A 20,631-nucleotide genomic window follows, 5' to 3' on the forward strand; every position below is an offset into this window, starting at 1 on the left:
GTCTTTTGTCCGTGGCCTGCGTTGGCTCGGTCCTTACAGCCCGCGTTGGGGATGCTCGGACCTCGCCGCCTTGGCCACAGCCAAAATCCCTCGCCGCAGGACCCCGCGCAATTTTCGGACACGCTCTTAGAGTTTGATCTTCGCCGCTTTGTCCGCGATGGCTTTCATTTCGCGCGCGTCGAAGGCCCGAAGCGTTGTAGTTTGAACGTTCCCCTGTGCCGCGAGCGCAAGCATCAGGCTGGTGGCGGTTTCTTCGTCCGGCGCGTCAAACAGAACGACGCCGTCGTAATCTCCTAGAGTCCAATAAACGACGCGAACTTTGGCGCCGGCCTTTTCCGCAGCCGCCTCGAATGCGGCGGCGCGCTCCGGAGATTTCCGGTAATTCTTGACGCCTTGTTCCGTGAAACGAATCAAAGTGATGTAGGTAGCCATACTGGTATCAGATGAACCACGCCGGGAACCAAGTCAAGAGAATCAAGAGAATCTACGGCATGGACGGATGGGCCTTCTCATGACAGATTCTGAAGGCACAATCGCAGGCCAACGAACAGGTTCCGGACGATGAAACATTTTCAATTTCCGCCATTTGATTTGACTCGGCTGTTACGGACGGTTTTTGCGCCAAAAGCGGGCGAAAGAATCGCGATCCTCATCGATCTCCCCGATCCCGCAGACCTGAAGCAGTTCGCGTTTCTCAAGAACCCTGACCTGGCGGTCCAGAAGCTCGCCCACGATGTGATTTACCAGGGGCTAAAGCGACGCGTACTGTCCGAGCTGAATTTGCAGGGCGGCGAACTATTCGCGTATCGCGTCACGGGCGGAAGCAACCTGGATCTCCCGGATAGCGCGGTCGATGTCGCAGGCCGCGCCTTGAGTTTCGAGCGCGACATTTATCCCCGGTTCAACGTCTTGCTCTGTGTCTCCACCTTTTCCGCCACCGCGCCGCTAACGGCTTTCGCCAAACGCTTCGGTTTTCGCGGCGCCACCATGCACGGCTTGAACGAAATCATCCTGCGCACAGGCTTGGCCGTGGATTACGACGAAGTGAGCCGGCAAGCGGAGAAATTGCGCCAGGGACTCACGCGCTCCGATCAATTCGAGATCGATTTCACGGTAGGCGCCACCACGACGCGGCTCACCATCCATTGCGGCCAGCAAGAAGCCCAAAAGAGTCGCGGGCTCTGTCGCGGCGAAAAGCCGGATGTGGCCAATCTCCCGGCCGGCGAAGTCTATTTCGTGCCGACAGGCGCGGAGGGAAGCTTCCCGATGCGCTATGAGAACGGGACCCTCGGACTGATGGAGGTTTCGGATGGGCGCATTCAGAAGGCCCGGCTGTTGGCGGGCGAACAAGAGATCATCGATTCGCACAACCAGAAACTAGGTTCCGATCCTCTAACGGGAGAACTCGGTGAGCTGGGCTTCGGCACGCAGGAGTTGCCGGTGTCCGGCCGCGACATTCAAGACGAGAAGATTCTGGGAACATTCCACGTCGCCACAGGGCGGAGCGATCACCTCGGCGGCAGCCTCACTCCCGATCGCTTCGCCAAGCCGCAAAACGCGACCCACGACGACATTCTTTTTTCGCCGACGAAGACGCCGGAAATCCAGGTTCCCGAAGTCCGGATGCGCCGCGACGGGGAGACGAAAGTTGTGCTTCGGAATTTTCGACCCGCAGAATACCTCCGAAGCCTGCTCGCTCCGGGAGCATGATCTCCAGCTTTTATGAATCGGATCGGGCGCTGTCGGAGTACCTCCTTTTCCATTACGGCACGCGCGATCAGGTCCTCTCCTTTCCCTTTGGGCCATCGGACGCGCTGGATTTTCCGGTGCGGTGCGTGAGGGAATGTCTCGATCCGAAGCGCCTACCCTCCAATGCCGTTGCGCTGGACCTTGGCTGTGCGGTGGGCCGGTCCACTTTCGAACTGGCTCGACTGTGCGAGCGCGTGGTCGGGATCGACTGCTCCCGGCGTTTCGTGGAAGCGGCGGAGCGCCTGCGGCGTGAAGGCGCTTTGTCCTACCAGTACCTCGAAGAAGGAACACTGGCCAAGGCCGCCGTGGGTTCGGTTCCGAAAGAAATCGACCGCCGCCGCGTTCACTTCGAGGTCGGCGACGCGCAGAATCTCCGCCCGGGCCTGGGCGAATTCGACGTGATCCTGATGGCCAATCTCATCGACCGGCTCTCGGACCCAGAAGCTTGCCTGCGCGGGTTGTGCCGATTGGTCCGGCTCGCCGGACAACTGATTATCACATCGCCGTACACGTGGCTGACGGATTACACCCCACGCGAGAAATGGCTTGGAGGTTACGAGAAGGACGGCGTGGCGGTGACAACGCTGCAGGCGCTGCGGGGCATCCTCGAACCCGATTTTAGCCTCGCCTTTCGCAGAGACTTGCCGTTTCTGATTCGGGAACACGCGCGAAAGTTTCAGTGGAGCATCGCGGAAGCCACGCTCTGGATTCGCGTTTGAACGAACTTGCCCTGTCACAGTATGAAAACCAGTTCTCCTCCGCTTCTCTCCCGCCGCCATTTCTTGTGGAGCACGGCGGGCGGCATCGGGGGCATCGCGCTGGCCTGGATGTTGGATCGAGAAGCGCGCGCTGCCGGGAAGACATCCGGCGTTCCGGCCCGGCTGCCTCATTTCCCGCCGCGAGCGCGACGCGTCGTACAGGTCTTTTGCGCCGGCGGTGTCAGCCACATCGACACGTTCGATTACAAGCCCGATCTGGCGAAATTCCACGGCAGGACGCTGGAGGGCAAAGGCGAGAACAAAGGCTTCTTCGGCCAGCCGGGCCGGGTGATGAAAAGTCCGTTCGAGTTTCGTCCGCACGGCCAGTGCGGGCATCCTGTGAGCAGCTTGCTTCCGCACCTGGCCGGCGTCGTGGATGAACTGACCTTCATTCATTCCCTGGTGGCCCGGAGCAACAACCACACGCCGGCGAGCTTTCAGATGAACACCGGGTTCACGATGAACGGCTTTCCCAGCATGGGTGCCTGGCTGAGTTACGGCCTGGGAACCGAAAACGAAAATTTGCCGGCCTTCGTCGTGCTGCCGGATCAGCGCGGCTTGCCCGCGGGCGGCTCGATCAATTGGACGGCGGGATTCCTGCCCGCGCACTATCAAGGCGTCGCGTTCCGCACCAACTCGCCGGAGCCGATTCCCGATCTCAAGACGCCGCCGCAAATCTCGTCTTCAGCGCGAGCGATTGGATCCGAACTCATCGAGCGCATGAACCGGGACTTTGCGGAAGCGCATCCGGGTGACACCGCGTTCGCGGCGCGCCTTCGCTCGTACGAGCTGGCCGCGCGAATGCAGTTGAGCATTCCGGAAGCGACCGACCTGAGCGGCGAATCGGAAGCGACGAAACAGCTTTACGGCCTGGATCGGGAAGCCAGCCGCGGATTCGGACAAAGCTGTCTTCTGGCGCGGCGGCTATTGGAGCGCGGCGTCCGGTTCGTGCAGTTGTTCAATGGCGGCGCCTTCGGCAGCCCTCGCATCAATTGGGATGGCCACGAAAATGTGGAAGAGAATCATCGAAATCAGGCGGCGACCATGGACAAACCGGTGGCCGGACTGATTCGAGATTTGAAGCAACGTGGGTTGCTCGACGACACGCTCGTGATCTGGAATACCGAATTTGGCCGCGGTCCGGCCACGCAAGGAATCAATTCACCGGGACGCGACCATCATCCGGATGCGTTCACGTGTTTCCTGGCGGGGGCCGGAGTCAAACGGGGTTTCAGTTACGGTGCGAGCGACGAGGTCGGTTATTTCGCGTGCGAGAATCCGGTGAGCATTTATGATTTCCACGCCACGATTCTGCACTTGCTCGGGATCGATCACGAGAAGCTGACGTTTTATCACAACGGGATCAACCGCCGGTTGACGGACGTGCATGGAAATGTCGTGAAGGGGATCATGACCTAGGCGTATCTCTTCAGTTCAACCCGAAGCCAATCTTATCCGTGTCGATTCGCGTTCATTCGTGGTTTCCTGACTGAATTGTTACGGCTTAGGCGACGGTCCCCACTGATTCCAAAACCCGCTTGCGTGGCGAATAAAAGAGTCGAAATGAATTCTCCAGTACCTTCCGAAGCCAAAGTCGTCATTGTCGGCGGCGGCATCATTGGCTGCAGCGTCGCGTACCACCTCGCCAGGCTGGGCTGGAAAGACATCGTCCTGCTGGAGCAAAACCAACTGGCGGGCGGCACGACGTGGCACGCGGCTGGTTTGATTGGCCGGTTGCGCACCAGCAACAGCATGACCAAGATCAACAAATACAGCGCGGAACTGTATGCGTCGCTGGAGAAGGAAACCGGCCATTCCACAGGTTGGAAACAGGTGGGGAGCCTGATTGTGGCGCGCTCGGAAGATCGGATGATTCAACTGCGGCGCACGGCGGCGATGGCGGAATTGTTCGGCGTCGAAGTCCAGCTCATCGCTCCGAAAGCCGCCCTGGAGAAATGGCCGTTGCTTCGGATCGACGATGTCCTGGGCGCGGCCTGGTTGCCGCACGATGGAAAGGTGATCCCAAAAGAAGTCGCGCTGGCACTGGCGAAAGGAGCCGAGGCGCGAGGCGTCCGCGTCCTCGAAAATGTCCGCGTGATCGAGGTGCTGCACCGGAAGGGCCGGGTGAGCGGCGTGCGTGTGGCTTCCGGAGCATCGCCGATCGCCAATAGCCAATTGCCTAGCGCCGGCTCCGAATCTCAAATCTCAAATCTCAAATCTCAAATTCTCGAAGCCGAGTTTGTCGTGCTTTGCGGCGGGATGTGGGCGCGGCAACTCGGCCTGGCGTGCGGCGTGAATCTTCCGCTCTATCCGGTCGAGCACCATTATGTCGTGAGCGCTCCAATTTCGGGCGCTTTCGATGAGTTGCCCGTCGGGCGGGACCCGGACCTGTGCCTTTATTTCCGAGGCGAAGGAAATGGCGTGATGCTGGGCGCGTTTCAGAAATACACCAAACCGTGGCTTTCGTATCCGGTTCCCGACCGTTTTTCTTACCAACTCCTGGAGGCGGACTGGGAGAAATTTTCGGAACCTCTCCAAGCCGGCCAATGGCGCATTCCCGCGCTGGCCGGCGTGAAGTTTGAGAAGTTCGTGAACGGCCCGGAGAGCTTCACCCCGGACAACAACTTCCTCATGGGCGAGACTCCGGAACTACAGGACCTGTTCGTGGCCGCCGGCTTCAACTCGGTCGGCATCGCAAGCGCGGGCGGCGCCGGCAAATATCTGGCGGAATGGATGAGCGAAGGCCAGCCGACCATGGATTTGTGGTCGGTCGATGTGCGCCGCTTCGCGCCTTTCGCCAACAACCTGGCCTTTTTGCGCGAGCGAGTCACGGAGGTGCTGGGGCTGCATTATCAACCGGCCTGGCCGAACCGCGAGTTCGAGACCGGACGCGGTTTGCGCAAAAGCGCGCTCCACGACCGCCTCGCCGCCCAAGGCGCTTGCTTCGGGTGCAAGAACGGGTGGGAACGCCCGAATTGGTTCGCGCGACGCAATGATGAACCCACCCCTGCTCCCCTCCCAGGAGGGGAACTGGCCCGCGATGTCCCACCGGGAAGCTCCCCTCCTGGGAGCAGCAAGGAGTGGGGCCACAACACAGGTGCGCACGACAAATTCCAGAAATATGCCGAAAAGCCGGTTGTTGAATACTCCTTCAGCCGCCAGAATTGGTTCGCCAACCAGGCCTTCGAGCACCGCGCCGCGCGGGAAAACGTCGCTCTGTTCGACCAAAGCGGCTTTTCCAAGTACATGTTCCGAGGCCGCGACGTCGTTCAAGTTTTGCAGCGGCTTTGCGGCAACGACATCGATATCCCGATGGGACGCGCGGTGTACACCGGGCTGTTCAACGAACGCGGAGGATTTGAGTCTGACCTCACGCTCATCCGCATCGCCGCGGACGAGTATTACGTGGTTTCCGGGTCGGCCCAGACGACGCGCGATCTCGATTGGATTCGGCGCAACCTCCGCGAGCCCGAACACGCGGAAATCGTCGATGTGACCGAAGCATACGCGGTTCTGGGTTTGATGGGACCGAACTCGCGCGCGCTGCTCGGACGGTTGACGGAGGCTGATTTGGGCAACGAAGCTTTTCTCTTCTGCACCGCACAAACCATCTCCGTGGGACCGGCGACTGTCCGCGCGGTGCGGATCACTTACGTGGGCGAATTGGGCTGGGAACTACACGTACCCGCGAGCCAGGCGACGCTGGTCTATGACGCGTTGAGGGAAGCGGGAGGGGATCTCGGCCTGATCAACGCGGGCCATTACGCGATCAATTCGTTGCGCCTGGAGAAAGGCTACCGCGCCTGGGGAGCGGACATTTCGCCCGACGACACGCCGCTCGAAGCGGGGCTTGGTTTCGCGATCGCGTGGAACAAACCGACTCCGTTCATTGGCCGCGAAGCCCTCGTCGAACAGAAAAAGAACGGCGTCAAACGCCGGCTCGTGGTCTTCGTCCTGCAAAATCCCGATCCGACGCTGTGGGGCAGCGAACCGATTTTCCGCGATGGCCAACCGGTTGGGTACACGACTTCCGGCTCTTACGGACACACGGTCGGTGGAGCCGTCGGCATGGGTTACGTGAACAGCGCGGCGGGCGTTACGGATGACTCTGTCCGCAAGGGGCGCTTTGAGATTGAGGTCAACGGAAAGCGCTATCCAGCCTCGGCGCATTTGCGCGCGCCGTATGACCCGGAGCGCAAGCGGATTCTGGGGCAGCAAACAGTAATTCAGTAAGCAACTTCTCAGTTAACGACGGTGGAGCGAGGCTCCGGCCTGCTCCTTATAATTACACGCAAATTTTTCTGTTTAGAATCCCAACGGGATTCCGACGCAAAGCCCAGGGTTGCGAGGCACGAGCTACCCAGCTACCCGGCTAGCCGTGGCAAAGCGGTGTCGCTGCTACGCTCTGCCACCGCAGTCCAAAATCGTCGCAAGCTGCAGCGATTCCCGACGATACTGATAGATTGAAAAATTGTTAAGAATCTGCGCTACGAACGTAGCGGCGACCAACCTCATTCGGAGATCCGTCTCCCTGCACGCTTCCGGGCCGCAAGCAGAATCTCGCGCAGACGTTTACCGACTATCATGTCTTTGTTTGAGGCCGGTGGTGTCCGGAAGCTGCCAGACCTTGGCCGGATCGGTGCCGGCGATACAGGCGGCTGTCGCGGCGGCCATTGCGCCGGCGGCGCCGGAGGTGACCATGCCCGATTCCGCTCCTGAGAGCTCAGCCAGCCGTTTTCCGACGGCGCGCTGCAACTCAAACATGTCCACGAAGTGCATGGCGGCTTGTGCCTTGGTCTCGCGCACTTCGGGCAGTTCCAGCGAACCGCTCAGATAAGTCCAGGTCCCGCGCGCATTGATGAGCGGGCGGACCCCGATTCGCGTGTAGATGTTGCCCTTCGGAGATTTGCCGACAGCCGCTTGCACTTTCCCGATGGTGTCCTCGACCACAAAAATCGCCAGCCACGGCATCGCGCTCATCGTTCGTATGAAGGTCCGCCGGCTGGCGAGAAAGTTTGGAGATTTCATTCCCCCTTTGTGCGCCATTTATGTCACCAACTCAATTCCAATGCCTGGACCGAACACGGTCCAAACTCGATGATCTGTTCATGGTTCGATTCGACCGGAACTCAGCTCACGGCCTTCTAGAAGTGGTTTTGACGTACCCGTTGGCTCTGAACCACTCGACAGCGTCGATCAACGCCTGCTTCGGAGGAGTCTGCGGCAAGCCCAGTTCGCGCACGGCCTTGTCCGCGTTGAAAAACATCTTGTATTTGGCCATGCGCACGCCCGCCAACGGAGCTTTGGGCGGCTGGCCCGTGAATCGTGCCAGCGCTTCGCCGATGTGCGCCGCAGCCAGCGCCAGCCCATACGGCACGCGGAATCTTGGCGCGGGCACGCCGGAGATTTCTTCCAGGACGGCAAAAGCTTGTTCCATCGTCCAATTGCCGCCGGCATGGCCGAGAATGTAGCGCTCGCCGACGCGCCCCTTCTCCGCCGCCAGAATGTGCCCGACCGCGACATCGCGGACATGAACCCAGTTCAGCCCGGTGTCGAGGTAAGCGGGCATTTCGCGGTTCAGAAAGTCCACAATGACCTTGCCCGTGGGCGTGGGTTTGACGTCTCGAGGGCCGACCGGCGCGCTCGGATTCACAATGACTACGGGCAAGCCGCGACCAGCCAGTTCGAGGGCGACCACCTCGGCTCTCCATTTCGAGAGCTTGTACGGATTGGACATCTGAGCTTCCGAGACGGGCGCGGCTTCATCCGTCGGCGTCACGACGCCGTCAAGGGATTTCGGCAATCCGACGCAGCCCACGGTGCTGGTGTAAATGATGCGCGAGCAGCCGGCGGCTGCCGCGGCCTCGATCACGTTGCGCGTCCCGTCCACGTTGGCCGCGAACATCGGGGTATAATCGCGCAGCCACAGGTGGTAACTCGCCGCGACGTGGAAACACCAGTCGCACCCGCGCATCGCGTCCCGCAAAAGCGCCGGATTACCGACATCGCCGGTGACGCGCTCGAACTCGACGCCGGCAAGGCCGCGAAGATCGCTTTGCGGCCGCAGCAGCGCGCGAACTGCATGCCCGCACGCGCGGAGTTCGTGGACCAGGTTCGCGCCGATAAACCCGCCTGCGCCGGTGACGAAACATTTCATGGTGCCTGCCCGTTATCGAAAGACTCTCCCCGTCGTTCAACACAATTCGCGGGCAGACGACGTGCTTCCCATGAACCGGGCAGGGACGGATTCCACTCGATTCCACTCCGTCCCTGACCTTACTCAGCGGTCGAGAGGGCGATTCCAGGGACGCGGTGGAACGCGTCCTTACCTTCATTGTCTGTGTGCATGCTTCCGAAGCCATGGCAGCGTTCCCATGAACGTCTGGGCAGGGCGAGCCTGTCCCCAGCGAGCCGATTCGGACGTGTTCCAAGCACGTGGAGCGGCTCGCCGAGACGGACTCGCCCTGCCTATTCATCGTTCATCGCGTCCATCGCTGAGGAATCCTAGTTGTCATTGACAGGATCGAGAGCTACTTTTTTCTTATGGTTTCCCGGTGAACGAACGTCATCGTATTTATGCCCATGACCACTTATCTCCAACGAGCCAGGATTATGACACGCCAACAAGTGCTGGACCTCTATTTCATGGACACGCGGTGCAAGCTTATTGACCTCGCCGCGTTTCTCGACCGCATCGATCGCGCGGAAGGCGAGGCTGACTTTCGCCTCAACGCATTTCGTCAGGCCTTGAAGGAACTCGACGGCAAAGAGCCGCAGCGCGCCAAACAAGTCCTGCTCGCCTTCAGTGATCCGACCACGAAACCCATCGCCAAGGCCACGACGAAGGCCGCTTGCGGAGCGTTCAAGGAAGTTGAGGGATGAAAGTTGAAAGTTGAGAGAGGCTGCGGCCTTGGCCGACTCTCAACTCTCAATTTCCAACTTGCAACGGATTTATGCGCTACATCGAACCTCACGGTCACATGGTCAGCCGGGTGACGGATGATTACATCGACATGGCCACGGCGGGCTGTCAGGCGGTCTGCGAGCCGGCGTTCTGGGCCGGATTTGACCGCAGTTCGGTCCAGGGCTTTTACGATTACTTCTGCCAGTTGACCGAGCACGAGCCGAAGCGTGCGGCCAAGTTCGGCCTGCGCCATTACACCTGGCTCTGCATCAATCCAAAGGAATCCGAGGACACGAAGCTCGCCGAGGAAGTGGTGTCGATCATCCCGAAATTCCTGGACCGGCCCACCGTGCTCGGCATCGGAGAAATCGGCCTAAACAAAAACAGCAAAAACGAGATCAAGGTCCTGGAGTGGCACATCGATCTCGCGGCGAGGCAGGACCAGCTTATCCTCGTCCACACGCCGCATCTCGAAGACAAACTCAAGGGCACCCGCCTGATCATCGATGCGCTCAAGAGCGACCGGCGGATCAAGCCCGAACGCGTAATCATCGATCACGTGGAGGAGCACACGATCAAACTGGTGCTCGACGCGGGTTTCTGGGCGGGGATGACGCTTTACCCGGAATCCAAGTGCACCCCGGCGCGCGCCATCGACATGATTGAGGTGTACGGCCACGAACGGCTTTGGATGAACAGCGCGTGCGACTGGGGCGTGAGCGTGCCGCTGGCCGTGCCGCGCACCGGGTTGGAAATGAAGAAGCGGGGGCACGCCGAACAGGCCATCGACCGGATGATTTATCAGAACCCGGTTCAGTTCATGAGCCAGTGCCCGAAGTTCACGCTGGCGTAGCTGATCCAAGTTGGCCTAGGCTCCCGTCCTATGGGAAGAATCACCGTTGAACTTAAGCTGACTAATTACTTGGATTTCAAGTTGCGTCAGATCCGACGGCTGAAGCGTGCGCCGCGGTCTTTGCGTGTGGAAGCGCTGGTGGACACAGGAGCTACGCGACTCTACCTGAAATCGAGTGTGATCAAAGCGCTCGGATTGGACAAAAGCGGTGAAGTGGACTCTCAAACCACGAATGGCATCCGCCGCCGCAACACCTACGATCCGGTGCATTTAGAACTCATGGGCCGCGAGGGGAATTTTGACGTCGTCGAGGTGGATGAGTCAGTCCCCCAATTTGCTCGGCCAAATCCCTCTTGGACACCTCGATCTGATCGTGGACCCCAAGGGCCGAAGACTCATTCCCAATCCGGCTCACGGCGAGAAACTGATGACGGAAGAGTACTGAGCCAGCCGCGTCTATCTCGACCCGGGCGCTTTCGCTTCGGTTCCGTAACCCCTCGGTTAACGACGGTGGAGCGACGCTCCTGCGGAGCTTTTCTTTTGATGGCATTGGCTCGGCAGTCGCCCCACCTTAACTATCTTAATTGAGGGGATACTCGGTTCCCTTCTTTACGCTTCGCGTCCTAGCTCCGTTGGTGTTGAATCTTCGGCCATGCAACTCAGTCACGGGCTTCAACTAGCGTACTCGACAAACATCCACCGTGGAGAAAGTTGGCTGGAAACTTTCGCGGCGTTGCAGCAGTACACGTTGGCCGTACGCGAGCGGGTCTGTCCCACCAGGCCGTACGCGATCGGACTGCGTCTGAGCGACCTGGCGTCGCGAGAGCTTTCCGAGCCGAAGAGCCTCGCGGCGTTCCAGCGCTGGCTCGACGAGAACGATGGCTACGTTTTCACGATCAATGGTTTTCCCTTCGGCCGGTTCCACGGCGGCCGCGTCAAGGAGCAGGTCTATGTGCCGGACTGGACGACGCCAGAGCGCCTGGCGTACACGAACCGGTTGTTCGACCTGTTGGCTCAACTTGTGCCCGGCGGCGTGGAAGGAAGCGTCAGCACCGTGCCTTGTTCGTTCAAAGAATTCATCAAGAACGAGAATCAAATCCGGCAGATGCGGGCAAACCTCTGGCGCTGCATCGAACACATTTCGGCGTTGAGCGAACGAACCGGTAAGACACTACATCTGGGCCTGGAACCGGAACCGCTTTGCTTTCTGGAAACCAGCTCGGAGACGGCGGAGTTCTTCGACCAGATGCGGGCTGATCGTCCGGACGATCCGAGGTTGGAGCATTGCCTCGGGGTCAACTACGACACCTGCCATCTGGCGGTCGAATTTGAGGAGCCGGCGGCGGTGCTCCGGCGTTTCCAGAAGCATCGGATCAAAATCAGCAAACTCCATTTAAGTTCGGCGCTGAAAGTCCGGCCCACGCCGGAAGTTCGTTCGGCTCTCGGCGCCTTTGCGGACGACGTTTACCTGCATCAGGTCGTCGCTCAAGCCGAAGGCGGCGAGCTCACTCGTTTTCGGGATCTGGGCGACGCCCTGAATTGCCAATTGCCAATCGCCAATCGCCAATCTGAGGAATGGCGCATCCATTTCCACATCCCGCTGCACAGCCAGCCGACTCCGCTTTTCAACAACACCTCGGACCACCTCCTCGGCGTGATGGATGCGCTCAAGGAAAATCCCGGACTCTGCTCTCATTTGGAAATGGAGACCTACACCTGGGAAGTGATGCCCGCGGAAATGAAGAACCGCAGTGTGGTGGATCAGTTGGCCGGCGAATATGAATGGTGTCTGGCCAAACTGGCCGAACGGGGCATCGTGCGGGCGACTCCCAGTTGAAACGGAGCCAGGCAGGGCTGCGCTGCCGCGCAGCCGGTTTTCTGTCGTAGCGGCGGCGCGGCAGCACCGCTCTGCCAACATCCTGAATCATCATGGAGATCCCGGTTGTCATCGCGCACATGAATGCCGCGCCGTATCTGAAGCCGGTGCTGGCCACGGCTCGGAGCTTCAATTCCCGCGTCATCTTGATCGGCAATCAAACAAACGCGGAACTGGGCTCGCTGGCCGAATGCGTCCGGTTCGAACCTTACGCGCGCGAGGCGGCCTGCTTCCAAAAGATCTATCGGCACCTGAGCAGCAACCCGCATGGCTTCGAGCTGTTTTGCTTTCAGCGCTGGTTCCTGCTCCGCGATTTTCTGGAGAGCCGGAACCTCGAGCTATGTTTCGCGATGGACTCGGATGTCTTGCTTTACGCGCATGCTGGAACTGAGTTTGCGCGCCTCTTCAGTCCGGCATGCCCGTTCACTTTGCTGAATGGAACTTCCGGTGGCAGCTCCTTTTTCACGCGCGAAAGTCTCGCCCATTTTTGCCGATTCCTCCGCGAAACTTACGAGGACAAATCCAGCCTGCGCTTTCAACTTTTGACGGCCACGTTTTCGGAGTTTCAGAAAGCGCGCCGGCCTGGAGGCGTCTGCGACATGACGTTGTTTCGGCTGTTCGCTCAGGAGACCCACGCGCGCTTCGGCGAAATGTGCGCGGTGATCGACCACTCGACCTACGACCGCAACATCAATCTTTCCGACGGTTTTGAGATGCTGGGGCCGATGAAGCGGATTTACGCGCGCGGAGGTTTGCCTTACGGGAAAGCGCTCGACTCCGAGACGTTCATTCAATTCAAAACCTTGCACTTTCAGGGCGACGCGAAGCAATGGCTGCCGGATATGGCGGAGCGCATCCTTGGCTTGGAAGAAGGCTCGTAAATCAAGTTTGAACGCCTGCCGTCGAGTGGGTCTTGACAAAAAGCATGTCCCGTACGGGACATGCTTTTTGCGATGTTCCCTCGACGCTCAGCCGAATTTGCGCTTCAGCCGAACATCGTCGTAAGCCCGGCGTTGAGCGGAGGTCATTCGGCCAAAATCCGGCGCGCCGTTGGGCAGGCGAGGCCATTCGCCATTTGCCGTTGCCTCGGCCTGAGCGCTGCGGCGTGGACTGGCCGTGCGATCAGGAATCGGCCGGGACTCTGCCGGTTTGCGTTCCGCGAGCGGATTATTTCTCACATCGCCGGTCGCCCGTCGTGCCGCGCTCCCATCGTAACTCATCGATTGGTCCGTCAGTTTGAGGTCATCGGCAAGCGAGCGGTGCGGCTTGATGTTCCTGGCCTGCAATACGCCATGGTAAGCGCGCACGGCTTCTTCGGGACCGATCCGGCCATCCGTGATCAGCCGGAGCATCTCGATGAACGCAAGCTGGTGTTCGGCGTGGTTGATCTTGCGTCCGAACAAGGCCACGCGCGCGCCGTATTTCTGCGCGTCATGAATGAGCCGGAACGCGTCGTGAGTCGTCCCCGCGCTGCCGCCGAGGATGCCGACGACCAGATTGGGGTCGTACTGCGCCAGTTCCTCCATCGCCTTCGGCCCGTGGTAAACGATCTTCAAAAAGATCGGCCGCCCCGATTCGGGCACACCGGCGAGGGTTCGAAGAATATTGTCATTGATGAACTCGCCGAGCTTTTCCGGGGGGATGCCGCTCGCGACGTTTGGATCGAACACTTCCAGGAAGTGCCGGAATTTCTTTCGCTCCGCCTCTTCCCGGAATTCTTTGTACCAAAGCAACGCTTCGCGATCGTGGTCGAGATCGTTGACGAATGTGACCGAGTAAAGGCCCAGGTTGGCTCCGGGAAACTCATCGCTCGTGCGGTCGCACTCGATTTCGCCGCACTGAATCTGATCGATGGTCGCGCTGCGGAACGGCTGGGACGGCTCGCGTGTGTAACAGCCGTGCCGGACGGCCCACACGTCGGTGGTGTCGTTGGCCCGGGCGGCCGGGGTGACGTGCGAGTTACCGAACAGCCCTTCCTTGATCGTGAGCTGCTCGTTCACATACGCCGACATCAGCATGATGTCCACGATTCCCTGGTGCGTAACTTCGCGGATGATGTCGAGAAACTCAGGCAAGTTGCGGTAGCCGAACTCTTCCCGGGTCCAGACTTCGGGGGAGAATTGCGTCGGCCGCGCCCCGCGACGCGCCAGGTAATCGCGCGGCCCCGGCGCGCGCACGCCAAACGCCATGTCGGCGTCCTTGGCGTCCGCGAGGATAAAGGCGCGCGAGGCTGAATTGGCCTTGATCTCGGCAAGTTTGGCGTCAAGAGATTTCATGAAATGCCGAATGTCGAATGACCAATGTCGAAAGAATGACGCGGCGCGAATGCCGAGCGTGGCGGTCTGTCCTCCGTCCCAATGCGGATTCTCGTCATTTCTACACCTTGACCTTGGCCAGTGTCTCCTTCAGCGCCTTGGCCGAATTTTGCAGGCCGGTTAGTTCCTTTGGCCACAGCTTGAGTTCCGCGTGTTTCTCCACTCCGCCGCGGGCGACGACGCTGGGCGCGCTCAGGCAGATATCGCGAATTCCGTAGGCGCCTTGAAGGAGCGACGAGACGGGCAGGAGCGCTTTCTTGTTGAGCAACACGCAATGGATCAAGTCGCGAATCGCGAGGCCGACGGCCCAGCCGGCGCCGCCTTTGCGTTTGATCACTTCCGCGCCGCTGCCTTTGGTGCGCTCGAAGATGGCATTTTGAAAACCCGGCGTGCATTCCGGCAGGCCAGACACCGGCGTAAATCTTCTGATCGCCCGCAAAGGCCGTGCCGTGGAGCAAGTCGAGTGCCTCACCCTCGGCCAGGTCCTGGTTCGCGTCGAGAATTTGAATCTCCGCGACCAGGCCCGCGCACTGAAGCGCGAACGCAGCGCACGAACCCACGCGTCCTCCGCCGCCGATGATCGTGACTTTCATGAGGCAAGTAATCAGTTATCAGTAATCAGTAGTCAGTAACCAGTAGTCACCTCAGCAACATTGCCAAACGCTGATCGTTGCCTAGATTCACGCTACTTCAACCGTGTCATGATCTGGTCCGTAATGGCCTGGACCGCGGCCTCCGCGTCTGCGTCGTAGCCGGCCGCCGATTCTTGTTTTGCAGGCGTGGCGCAGGAGACCCCCGGGCGCCACTCAGCGTTGTCGCACAATTCACATTCTTTGAGCCCGTGGCGCGGATCGGGAATGCCGAGGCTTTGCTTGATCTTCAGCAGGTCCTGGAGTTGCGCGGGCGTGAAGGTATTCGGAGTTTTGCCCAGTTGCGCCGCCACCAGAACGGTCCGGCAGTAAGCCTCCAGGATCTCCATTTTGAAGTAGGCGTCCTCGACGTTGTTGTGGCTCCACGCCACGACTCCGTGGTTGGCCATCAAGATCGTGTTGTGCTTATCAACCAGATCCGCCACAAGTTGGCCCATCTCCGGCGTGCCCGGCGTGCGATACGGCGCGATCGCCACCGAAGAAAAGACTTCGTATTCCGGGATCATGCACGTGGGCGGTTCCATCCCGGCCACCGCGAATCCGGTCGAGTAAGGCGGATGGCAATGCACCGTGGCCACGGCCCGCGGCTGGCGCTTCAGGATCTGGAGGTGCATCAAGATTTCGCTCGTTCGCTTCATCGTTCCGGCAAGCTGGTTGCCCTCGAAATCCACCAGGCACATGTCTTCGGGTTTCATGAACCCCTTGCTCACGAGCGTCGGCGTGCAGATCGCGATGTCGTCGCCGACGCGGATGGCAATGTTGCCGCCGTTGCCATCGACGTAGGCGCGCTGCCACAAACGGCGGCCCACGTCGCAAATCTCTTCTTTCAACCTTTGGCAGTAGGGCGAATTGAAAAAGGCTTCGAGGTCGGCCTTGGCGCTTTTTGAATTCAGCGGCTTGCCGGGCGGAACGCCAGGGGCCCCATTCGACGAGGATGTCGATCCGGACTTGGTTGCGTTGCGCGATTCCAGGTCGCGCAACAAATCCCGCGCCGAAGGCGTCAAGATCGCATCGGCAGGCAAGCGGGACACGTCGCCGCCGGAGCGAATCAATGCTTCGATTTCTTTGGCGCTGATGACAGTTTTCACGCGTTACTTCTGAAACGGATTGTAAAAGATTTCATCCACCAGGGCCGCGTTGATCGCGTCCACGGGCGTGGGTTCGTCGAACGGCTGCGCGGCTTCACGGCCTTCGACAAAGCCGATCGTCTGCCCAACCCCGCCGCCGAGATTATCGTAAACCACGAGGCTCGGGTCTTTGCTGAGACCGGTCGGGGTTTGTGTGCCGCGCTGGAAGTGGTCTCGGGTAAACGGCGACACAACCAGCCACCGCGCACCGTGAAGGGCGGGAATGGTCTTGCTCAAAGTTACACGGCCAATGACGGAGCCAAGTTTCATAGACTAAACACCCAATTCCGAATGACGAATGTCGAAAGAAATCCGAAATCCGAATGTACTACGGCGCCGTTCTTCGGACTTCGGGCTTGAGAATTCTTTCGTCATTCGGATTTCGCTCTTCGTCATTCAAACTGGCACTCCGGGTTCCTTCTCATCCACGACGCCAATGACCATCCAGCGCGCGGGACTTTTGTCGTCGCCGACCGCTTTTCGCGCCGCCAGGCCGTCCGAGGAGATGATCACGCGCTGGTGCATGCCCGCGCCATGCGCGTCGATGGCCACTTGCGGCGCGCCCTCCGCATCGCCGGCCTGATTGATCGGCTGGCAGATCACGAGCCGCCAGCCCTCGAAGCTCGGATGCTTGCGAGTAGCCACAACGTTGCCTTCGACGCGAGCCAACAACATACAACAGGGTTAGTAGATGCGCAGATTATCCACCATGACGCACCGCCGGACGCGACAGAACGTTTTGGGATTGGTCACGCCCTCACCGGTTGGCGTGGCGATCGAGTAGCTCAGATACCCTTCGCCGCCGAGACCCAGGCCGGACATGCACGGTCCGTTCTTGATGAACAATGTGGTGTCGAGCGCGCGAGCCATCGCTGTCATGTTCTCGACATCGTGCGAGTGAATGATGCTTGTGTGTTTGTAGCCGTGCTCGGCTTCGATCGATCGCGCGATGCCTTCCTCGACGGTTTTCACGCGGACAATCGGCAAGAACGGCATCATCTGTTCCTCGACCACGAACGGATGATTCGCGCCGGTCTCCGCAAAAAGAATCTGGGTGCCGGACGGAATCTCGATTCCCGCAGCCTTCGCCAGCGCCACGGGATCTTTGCCGATAAACTCCTTGTTCACCGAAGCGTGCGGGCAGCCGCCGCCCTGGGCCTCTTTGAACGTGAAGGCGGCTTTGGTCAGCGCATCGAGTTGCGCAGAATTGAGACGCACGGCGCCGCTTCGTTCCATCTCAATCATGAGCTTGTCGGCAATGTCTTCCAACGCGAACACTTCCTTCTCGCCAATGCAGAGCAAGTTGTTGTCGTAGGCTGCGCCCTGAATGATGGTCCGGGCTGCGCGCTTCATGCAGGCCGTATCATCGACGAGCACAGGGGGATTGCCCGGCCCGGCGCAGATGGCGCGCTTGCCGGTTTGCATGGCTGCCTTGACAACGCCAGGGCCGCCAGTGACCAGAAGCAAGCGCACGGCCTCGTGTTTGCACATGGCGGCGAAGCTTTCCATCGTCGGCTTCTCGATGATGCACGCGATATTCTCAATGCCGGTTTCGCGATGAATCGCTTCGTTGAAGGCGCGCACGGCAGTAGCGGCGCAACGCGAGGCGGCCGGATGCGCATTGAACACGACGGCGTTGCCTGCGGCGGCGATGTTCACGATGTTGCCGCTGAGCGTCGGGATGGAGTGCGTGCTCGGCGTCACGGCGGCTACGACCCCAAACGGCGTGTACTCCTCCAACGTAATGCCGTGATCGCCGCTATGCCCGTCGGGGTGAATCCAATCCACCCCGGGGACGAGTTTGATGATCTGGAGTTTCTCGATCTTGTGGTCGAGCCTGCCGATCTTCGTTTCGTCCAACTCCAGTTTGCCCCACGCCTGAGCGTTCTGGTTGCAAAGGGTCTTGACGATTTCCTCGATCTTGCGGCGCGCGGCGACGCCCTTCTGTTGCAGTTGGAGGAAAGCTTCGTGCGCGGCGGCGCAAGCTTCGTTTGCATCCTGGAACACGCCGAACTTGCCGCGCAAGGCCGGACTGACGGGGGAATTTCCTTTGCCGTTGCAACCGCACGCCGGCGTGGCGGGCGTCGGAGACGTTGTTGCTGCCTGTTGCGCCGGAGCACTGCCCAGGCGGCCCAGCACTTCACTCACAATGTCACGGATCAAAGCTTCGTTGACAGCACTCATAATTCATTGATCAAAGGAGCCAAAAACCTGCTGGCAGGACGTAAGTGACTGGATTCTACTTTGCACGGCAGACATCGAATCGCAACATGCGAACGGAGAAGCCATTGTGCTCATCGCTGCTGATGGCGCCTCTGTGCATGCGATCTTTCGAGCGGTTAGGTATCCAAAGCCGTTTCATAGCGGTAGCATTCGGCCGCAGAGTTCAGCGCGGCTCCTTTGCGCTGTAAATCTGTTTCCCCAGCACATCGACCGAATCGACGATGCCGATGATGACCGCATCGACGGGCGCTTCTTTAAGTCCGGGCGCAAGCCGGGCGCTGCTGCCCTGGCAAAACATGACCATCTCGCCGATGCCAGCCCCCACGCTGTCCACGGCGACAATCGTGTTCACGCCCGGGCGGAACTTGGTGGGGTCCTTGTCATCGACCAGTTGAGGGCGCAGGAGGAGCAGTTTGCGGCCGCCCATGCTGGCGTCTTTCTTGGTCGAAACGACCGAGCCTTCGACTTTGGCGAGGAACATGTCAGTTGTCAGTTGTCAGTTGTCAGTTGTCAGTTGTCAGTTTGTCGGCGCTCCGAACCCGCGATCCGCGATTCGCTACCTGGCGCCTTCCAGTCGTCGGCGTCTCAGGACTGACAACTGGAGACTGACAACTGATTACTTCTTCTTGGGCAGGACCGCATCGACTTCCGCGTGAGGCCGGGCAATCACATGCACGCTGACGACTTCACCCTTGATCGCTTTGACTGCTTGCGCGCCGGCGTCGGTCGCCGCTTTGACGGCGGCGACATCGCCAACCACGACCGCGGTGACGAGGGCGCTGCCGACCTGTGTCATCGGGCCGGCCAGTTCGACGTTTGCGGCTTTGAGCATCGCGTCGGTGCCCTCGACCAGAGCGACCAGGCCGCGTGTTTCCAGGAGTCCAATTGCTTGATGAGCCATAATTGAGTTGAGAGTTTGGAGTTGAGAGTTGAAGCGGTGAAAGCGGTTAGTCTTTTGGGGTTTCCAGAAAGCGTTTGACTTCGCGGGCGACGACGAGTTCTTCGTTCGTCGGGATGATCAGGATTTTGACACGCGAGTTTGGCGCGCTAATCACGGCTTCTTGCGCCCGGAAGGAAAGGTTTTTTTCGCGATCCAGAATGATGCCGAGCTGATCCAGGTTCGCGCAGATGGATTCGCGCAGTTCGGCGCGGTTTTCTCCGATGCCGGCGGTAAAGACAAGCGCGTCGGCGCCGTTGAGTTGAAGACAATACGCGCCGATCCAGTGCCGGATTTGATGAACGAAGACGTCCAAGGCCAATTGAGCTTGTTTGTTGCCCTGGGCGGCTTGCGTCTGAATGTCGCGAATGTCATTCGCGCCGCCGGACAGGCCTTTCAGACCGGATTCTTTGCACAAGAGCCGCTCGGCTTCGTCCTGCGTGAGTCCAGCGGTCCGCATCAGGAAGGGCAGCGCGAATGCATCGAGGTCGCCGACGCGATTGTTGTGGGGCAAACCTGACTGCGGGCTCATGCCCAGGCTATTGCCGACGGCAACGCCATTGAGAATTCCGCTGATTGAAGAGCTGCCGCCCAGATGACAGGAGATGACGCGCAAGTCCGGCTTCCGCACCGGACTGCTTCCGCCGTCCACGTAAAGCCGGCGCGCGCGTTGGGCGACGTCTTCGCGGCCGAGAAACTCCGCCGAACGTTCGGCGATAAACTTGTGGCTGGCGCCGTGAAAACCCCAGCGCCGCACGCCTGCGTCATGCCACGCTTGCGGCACGGCGTAGCGCATCGCGGCTTCCGGCGCCCATTGATAGAAGGCCGTTTCAAACAACCCCACCAGCGGAGTTCCGGGCATCCGTTGAGCGAAGAGCCGGATGCCGGCGATGTAAGGCGGGTTGTGCGCAGGGGCGATGCTGTTGCACGCTGCCATCGCGCGGACGGTTTTTTCATCGAGCCGCACGCAGCCATTTACCCCGAGCGCCAGCACGGTCTTGAAGCCGACGGCTGCCAGATCTTTTTCGCTGGCGATGTGGCCGGCGTCGCGCAACTGGGCCAGGCAATCTTCAATCGCCTTTGGATAATCGGTCACGCGCTCGAAGCCGCCCTTGTTCAAGAGGCTTTCCTGGCCGTTTGAGAATTCGAACAGCCGCCACTTGAGCGACGTGGAACCGAGATTGGCGACGAGAACCTTCATGAGGCGCTGGCGCGCAATTTGTGATTTGAGATTTGAGA

General features: G+C 59.9%; 19 protein-coding genes and 1 pseudogene. 8 read left to right on the top strand and 12 right to left on the bottom strand.

The genetic code is table 11. The features are described 5' to 3' along the window. Window positions 1-126: 126 nt before the first annotated feature. Complete coding sequence (locus FJ398_06755) at window positions 127-432, bottom strand: GYD domain-containing protein (protein MBM3837651.1); 306 nt, start codon at window positions 430-432, stop codon at window positions 127-129. Window positions 433-561: 129 nt separating this feature from the next. Here FJ398_06755 and FJ398_06760 point away from each other — a divergent pair, with 129 nt between their 5' ends. The 4 genes from FJ398_06760 to FJ398_06775 all read left to right on the top strand — a co-directional run bounded on the left by FJ398_06760 (window position 562) and on the right by FJ398_06775 (window position 6,740). Then, window positions 562-1,710 (top strand): hypothetical protein, encoded by a 1,149-nt coding sequence (locus FJ398_06760; protein ID MBM3837652.1) that lies wholly within the window; start codon window positions 562-564, stop codon window positions 1,708-1,710. Beyond that, window positions 1,707-2,468 carry a putative 4-mercaptohistidine N1-methyltransferase gene (locus FJ398_06765; GenBank protein MBM3837653.1) on the top strand — a complete coding sequence of 254 codons (762 nt, stop codon included), beginning with the start codon at window positions 1,707-1,709 and terminating at the stop codon, window positions 2,466-2,468. The genes FJ398_06760 and FJ398_06765 overlap by 4 nt, the downstream gene beginning before the upstream one ends. 21 nt (window positions 2,469-2,489) lie before the next feature. Beyond that, the gene (locus tag FJ398_06770) at window positions 2,490-3,926 is read left to right on the top strand and encodes a DUF1501 domain-containing protein (protein ID MBM3837654.1); all 1,437 of its coding nucleotides are present in this window, start codon (window positions 2,490-2,492) and stop codon (window positions 3,924-3,926) included. A 144-nt stretch (window positions 3,927-4,070) separates the two neighbouring features. After that, window positions 4,071-6,740 (top strand): FAD-dependent oxidoreductase, encoded by a 2,670-nt coding sequence (locus tag FJ398_06775; GenBank protein ID MBM3837655.1) that lies wholly within the window; start codon window positions 4,071-4,073, stop codon window positions 6,738-6,740. A gap of 339 nt (window positions 6,741-7,079) precedes the next feature. Here the strand turns inward: FJ398_06775 and FJ398_06780 are convergent, their stop codons facing one another. Next, entirely contained in the window at window positions 7,080-7,535 is a 456-nt protein-coding gene (locus tag FJ398_06780; protein ID MBM3837656.1) for a hypothetical protein, read from the bottom strand. 106 nt (window positions 7,536-7,641) lie between these two features. Continuing rightward, on the bottom strand, window positions 7,642-8,664 hold the full coding sequence (locus FJ398_06785; GenBank protein ID MBM3837657.1) for an NAD-dependent epimerase/dehydratase family protein: 1,023 nt from the start codon (window positions 8,662-8,664) through the stop codon (window positions 7,642-7,644). A gap of 455 nt (window positions 8,665-9,119) precedes the next feature. Here FJ398_06785 and FJ398_06790 point away from each other — a divergent pair, with 455 nt between their 5' ends. From FJ398_06790 to FJ398_06805, 4 genes are all read left to right on the top strand, one after another. Further along, entirely contained in the window at window positions 9,120-9,389 is a 270-nt protein-coding gene (locus FJ398_06790) for a hypothetical protein (protein ID MBM3837658.1), read from the top strand. A 71-nt stretch (window positions 9,390-9,460) separates the two neighbouring features. After that, entirely contained in the window at window positions 9,461-10,264 is an 804-nt protein-coding gene (locus tag FJ398_06795) for a metal-dependent hydrolase (protein ID MBM3837659.1), read from the top strand. Between the two features lie 652 nt (window positions 10,265-10,916). After that, the gene (locus FJ398_06800; protein MBM3837660.1) at window positions 10,917-12,101 is read left to right on the top strand and encodes a hypothetical protein; all 1,185 of its coding nucleotides are present in this window, start codon (window positions 10,917-10,919) and stop codon (window positions 12,099-12,101) included. 92 nt (window positions 12,102-12,193) lie between these two features. Further along, on the top strand, window positions 12,194-13,021 hold the full coding sequence (locus tag FJ398_06805; GenBank protein MBM3837661.1) for a hypothetical protein: 828 nt from the start codon (window positions 12,194-12,196) through the stop codon (window positions 13,019-13,021). 87 nt (window positions 13,022-13,108) lie between these two features. Here the strand turns inward: FJ398_06805 and FJ398_06810 are convergent, their stop codons facing one another. The 9 genes and pseudogenes from FJ398_06810 to FJ398_06850 all read right to left on the bottom strand — a co-directional run bounded on the left by FJ398_06810 (window position 13,109) and on the right by FJ398_06850 (window position 20,593). Next, window positions 13,109-14,416, bottom strand: a complete 1,308-nt coding sequence (locus FJ398_06810) for a hypothetical protein (GenBank protein MBM3837662.1) — start codon at window positions 14,414-14,416, stop codon at window positions 13,109-13,111. 100 nt (window positions 14,417-14,516) lie between these two features. Then, window positions 14,517-15,048: pseudogene (locus FJ398_06815) on the bottom strand (hypothetical protein). Window positions 15,049-15,140: 92 nt separating this feature from the next. Next, entirely contained in the window at window positions 15,141-16,193 is a 1,053-nt protein-coding gene (locus FJ398_06820) for a class II aldolase/adducin family protein (GenBank protein ID MBM3837663.1), read from the bottom strand. A 3-nt stretch (window positions 16,194-16,196) separates the two neighbouring features. Continuing rightward, a complete protein-coding gene (locus tag FJ398_06825; protein ID MBM3837664.1) occupies window positions 16,197-16,502 on the bottom strand; it encodes an ethanolamine utilization protein EutN in 306 nt (101 codons plus the stop codon). 126 nt (window positions 16,503-16,628) lie between these two features. Further along, window positions 16,629-16,907 (bottom strand): ethanolamine utilization protein EutN, encoded by a 279-nt coding sequence (locus FJ398_06830; protein ID MBM3837665.1) that lies wholly within the window; start codon window positions 16,905-16,907, stop codon window positions 16,629-16,631. Between the two features lie 9 nt (window positions 16,908-16,916). After that, complete coding sequence (locus tag FJ398_06835; GenBank protein MBM3837666.1) at window positions 16,917-18,416, bottom strand: aldehyde dehydrogenase EutE; 1,500 nt, start codon at window positions 18,414-18,416, stop codon at window positions 16,917-16,919. A gap of 202 nt (window positions 18,417-18,618) precedes the next feature. Beyond that, complete coding sequence (locus FJ398_06840) at window positions 18,619-18,936, bottom strand: ethanolamine utilization protein EutN (GenBank protein ID MBM3837667.1); 318 nt, start codon at window positions 18,934-18,936, stop codon at window positions 18,619-18,621. A gap of 135 nt (window positions 18,937-19,071) precedes the next feature. Beyond that, on the bottom strand, window positions 19,072-19,356 hold the full coding sequence (locus FJ398_06845) for a BMC domain-containing protein (GenBank protein ID MBM3837668.1): 285 nt from the start codon (window positions 19,354-19,356) through the stop codon (window positions 19,072-19,074). Window positions 19,357-19,402: 46 nt separating this feature from the next. Next, window positions 19,403-20,593: an acetate kinase gene (locus tag FJ398_06850; GenBank protein MBM3837669.1), complete on the bottom strand. Its 1,191-nt coding sequence runs from the start codon at window positions 20,591-20,593 to the stop codon at window positions 19,403-19,405. Window positions 20,594-20,631: the final 38 nt, after the last annotated feature.

Source organism: Verrucomicrobiota bacterium (assembly GCA_016871535.1).
GTDB lineage: Bacteria > Verrucomicrobiota > Verrucomicrobiia > Limisphaerales > SIBE01 > VHCZ01.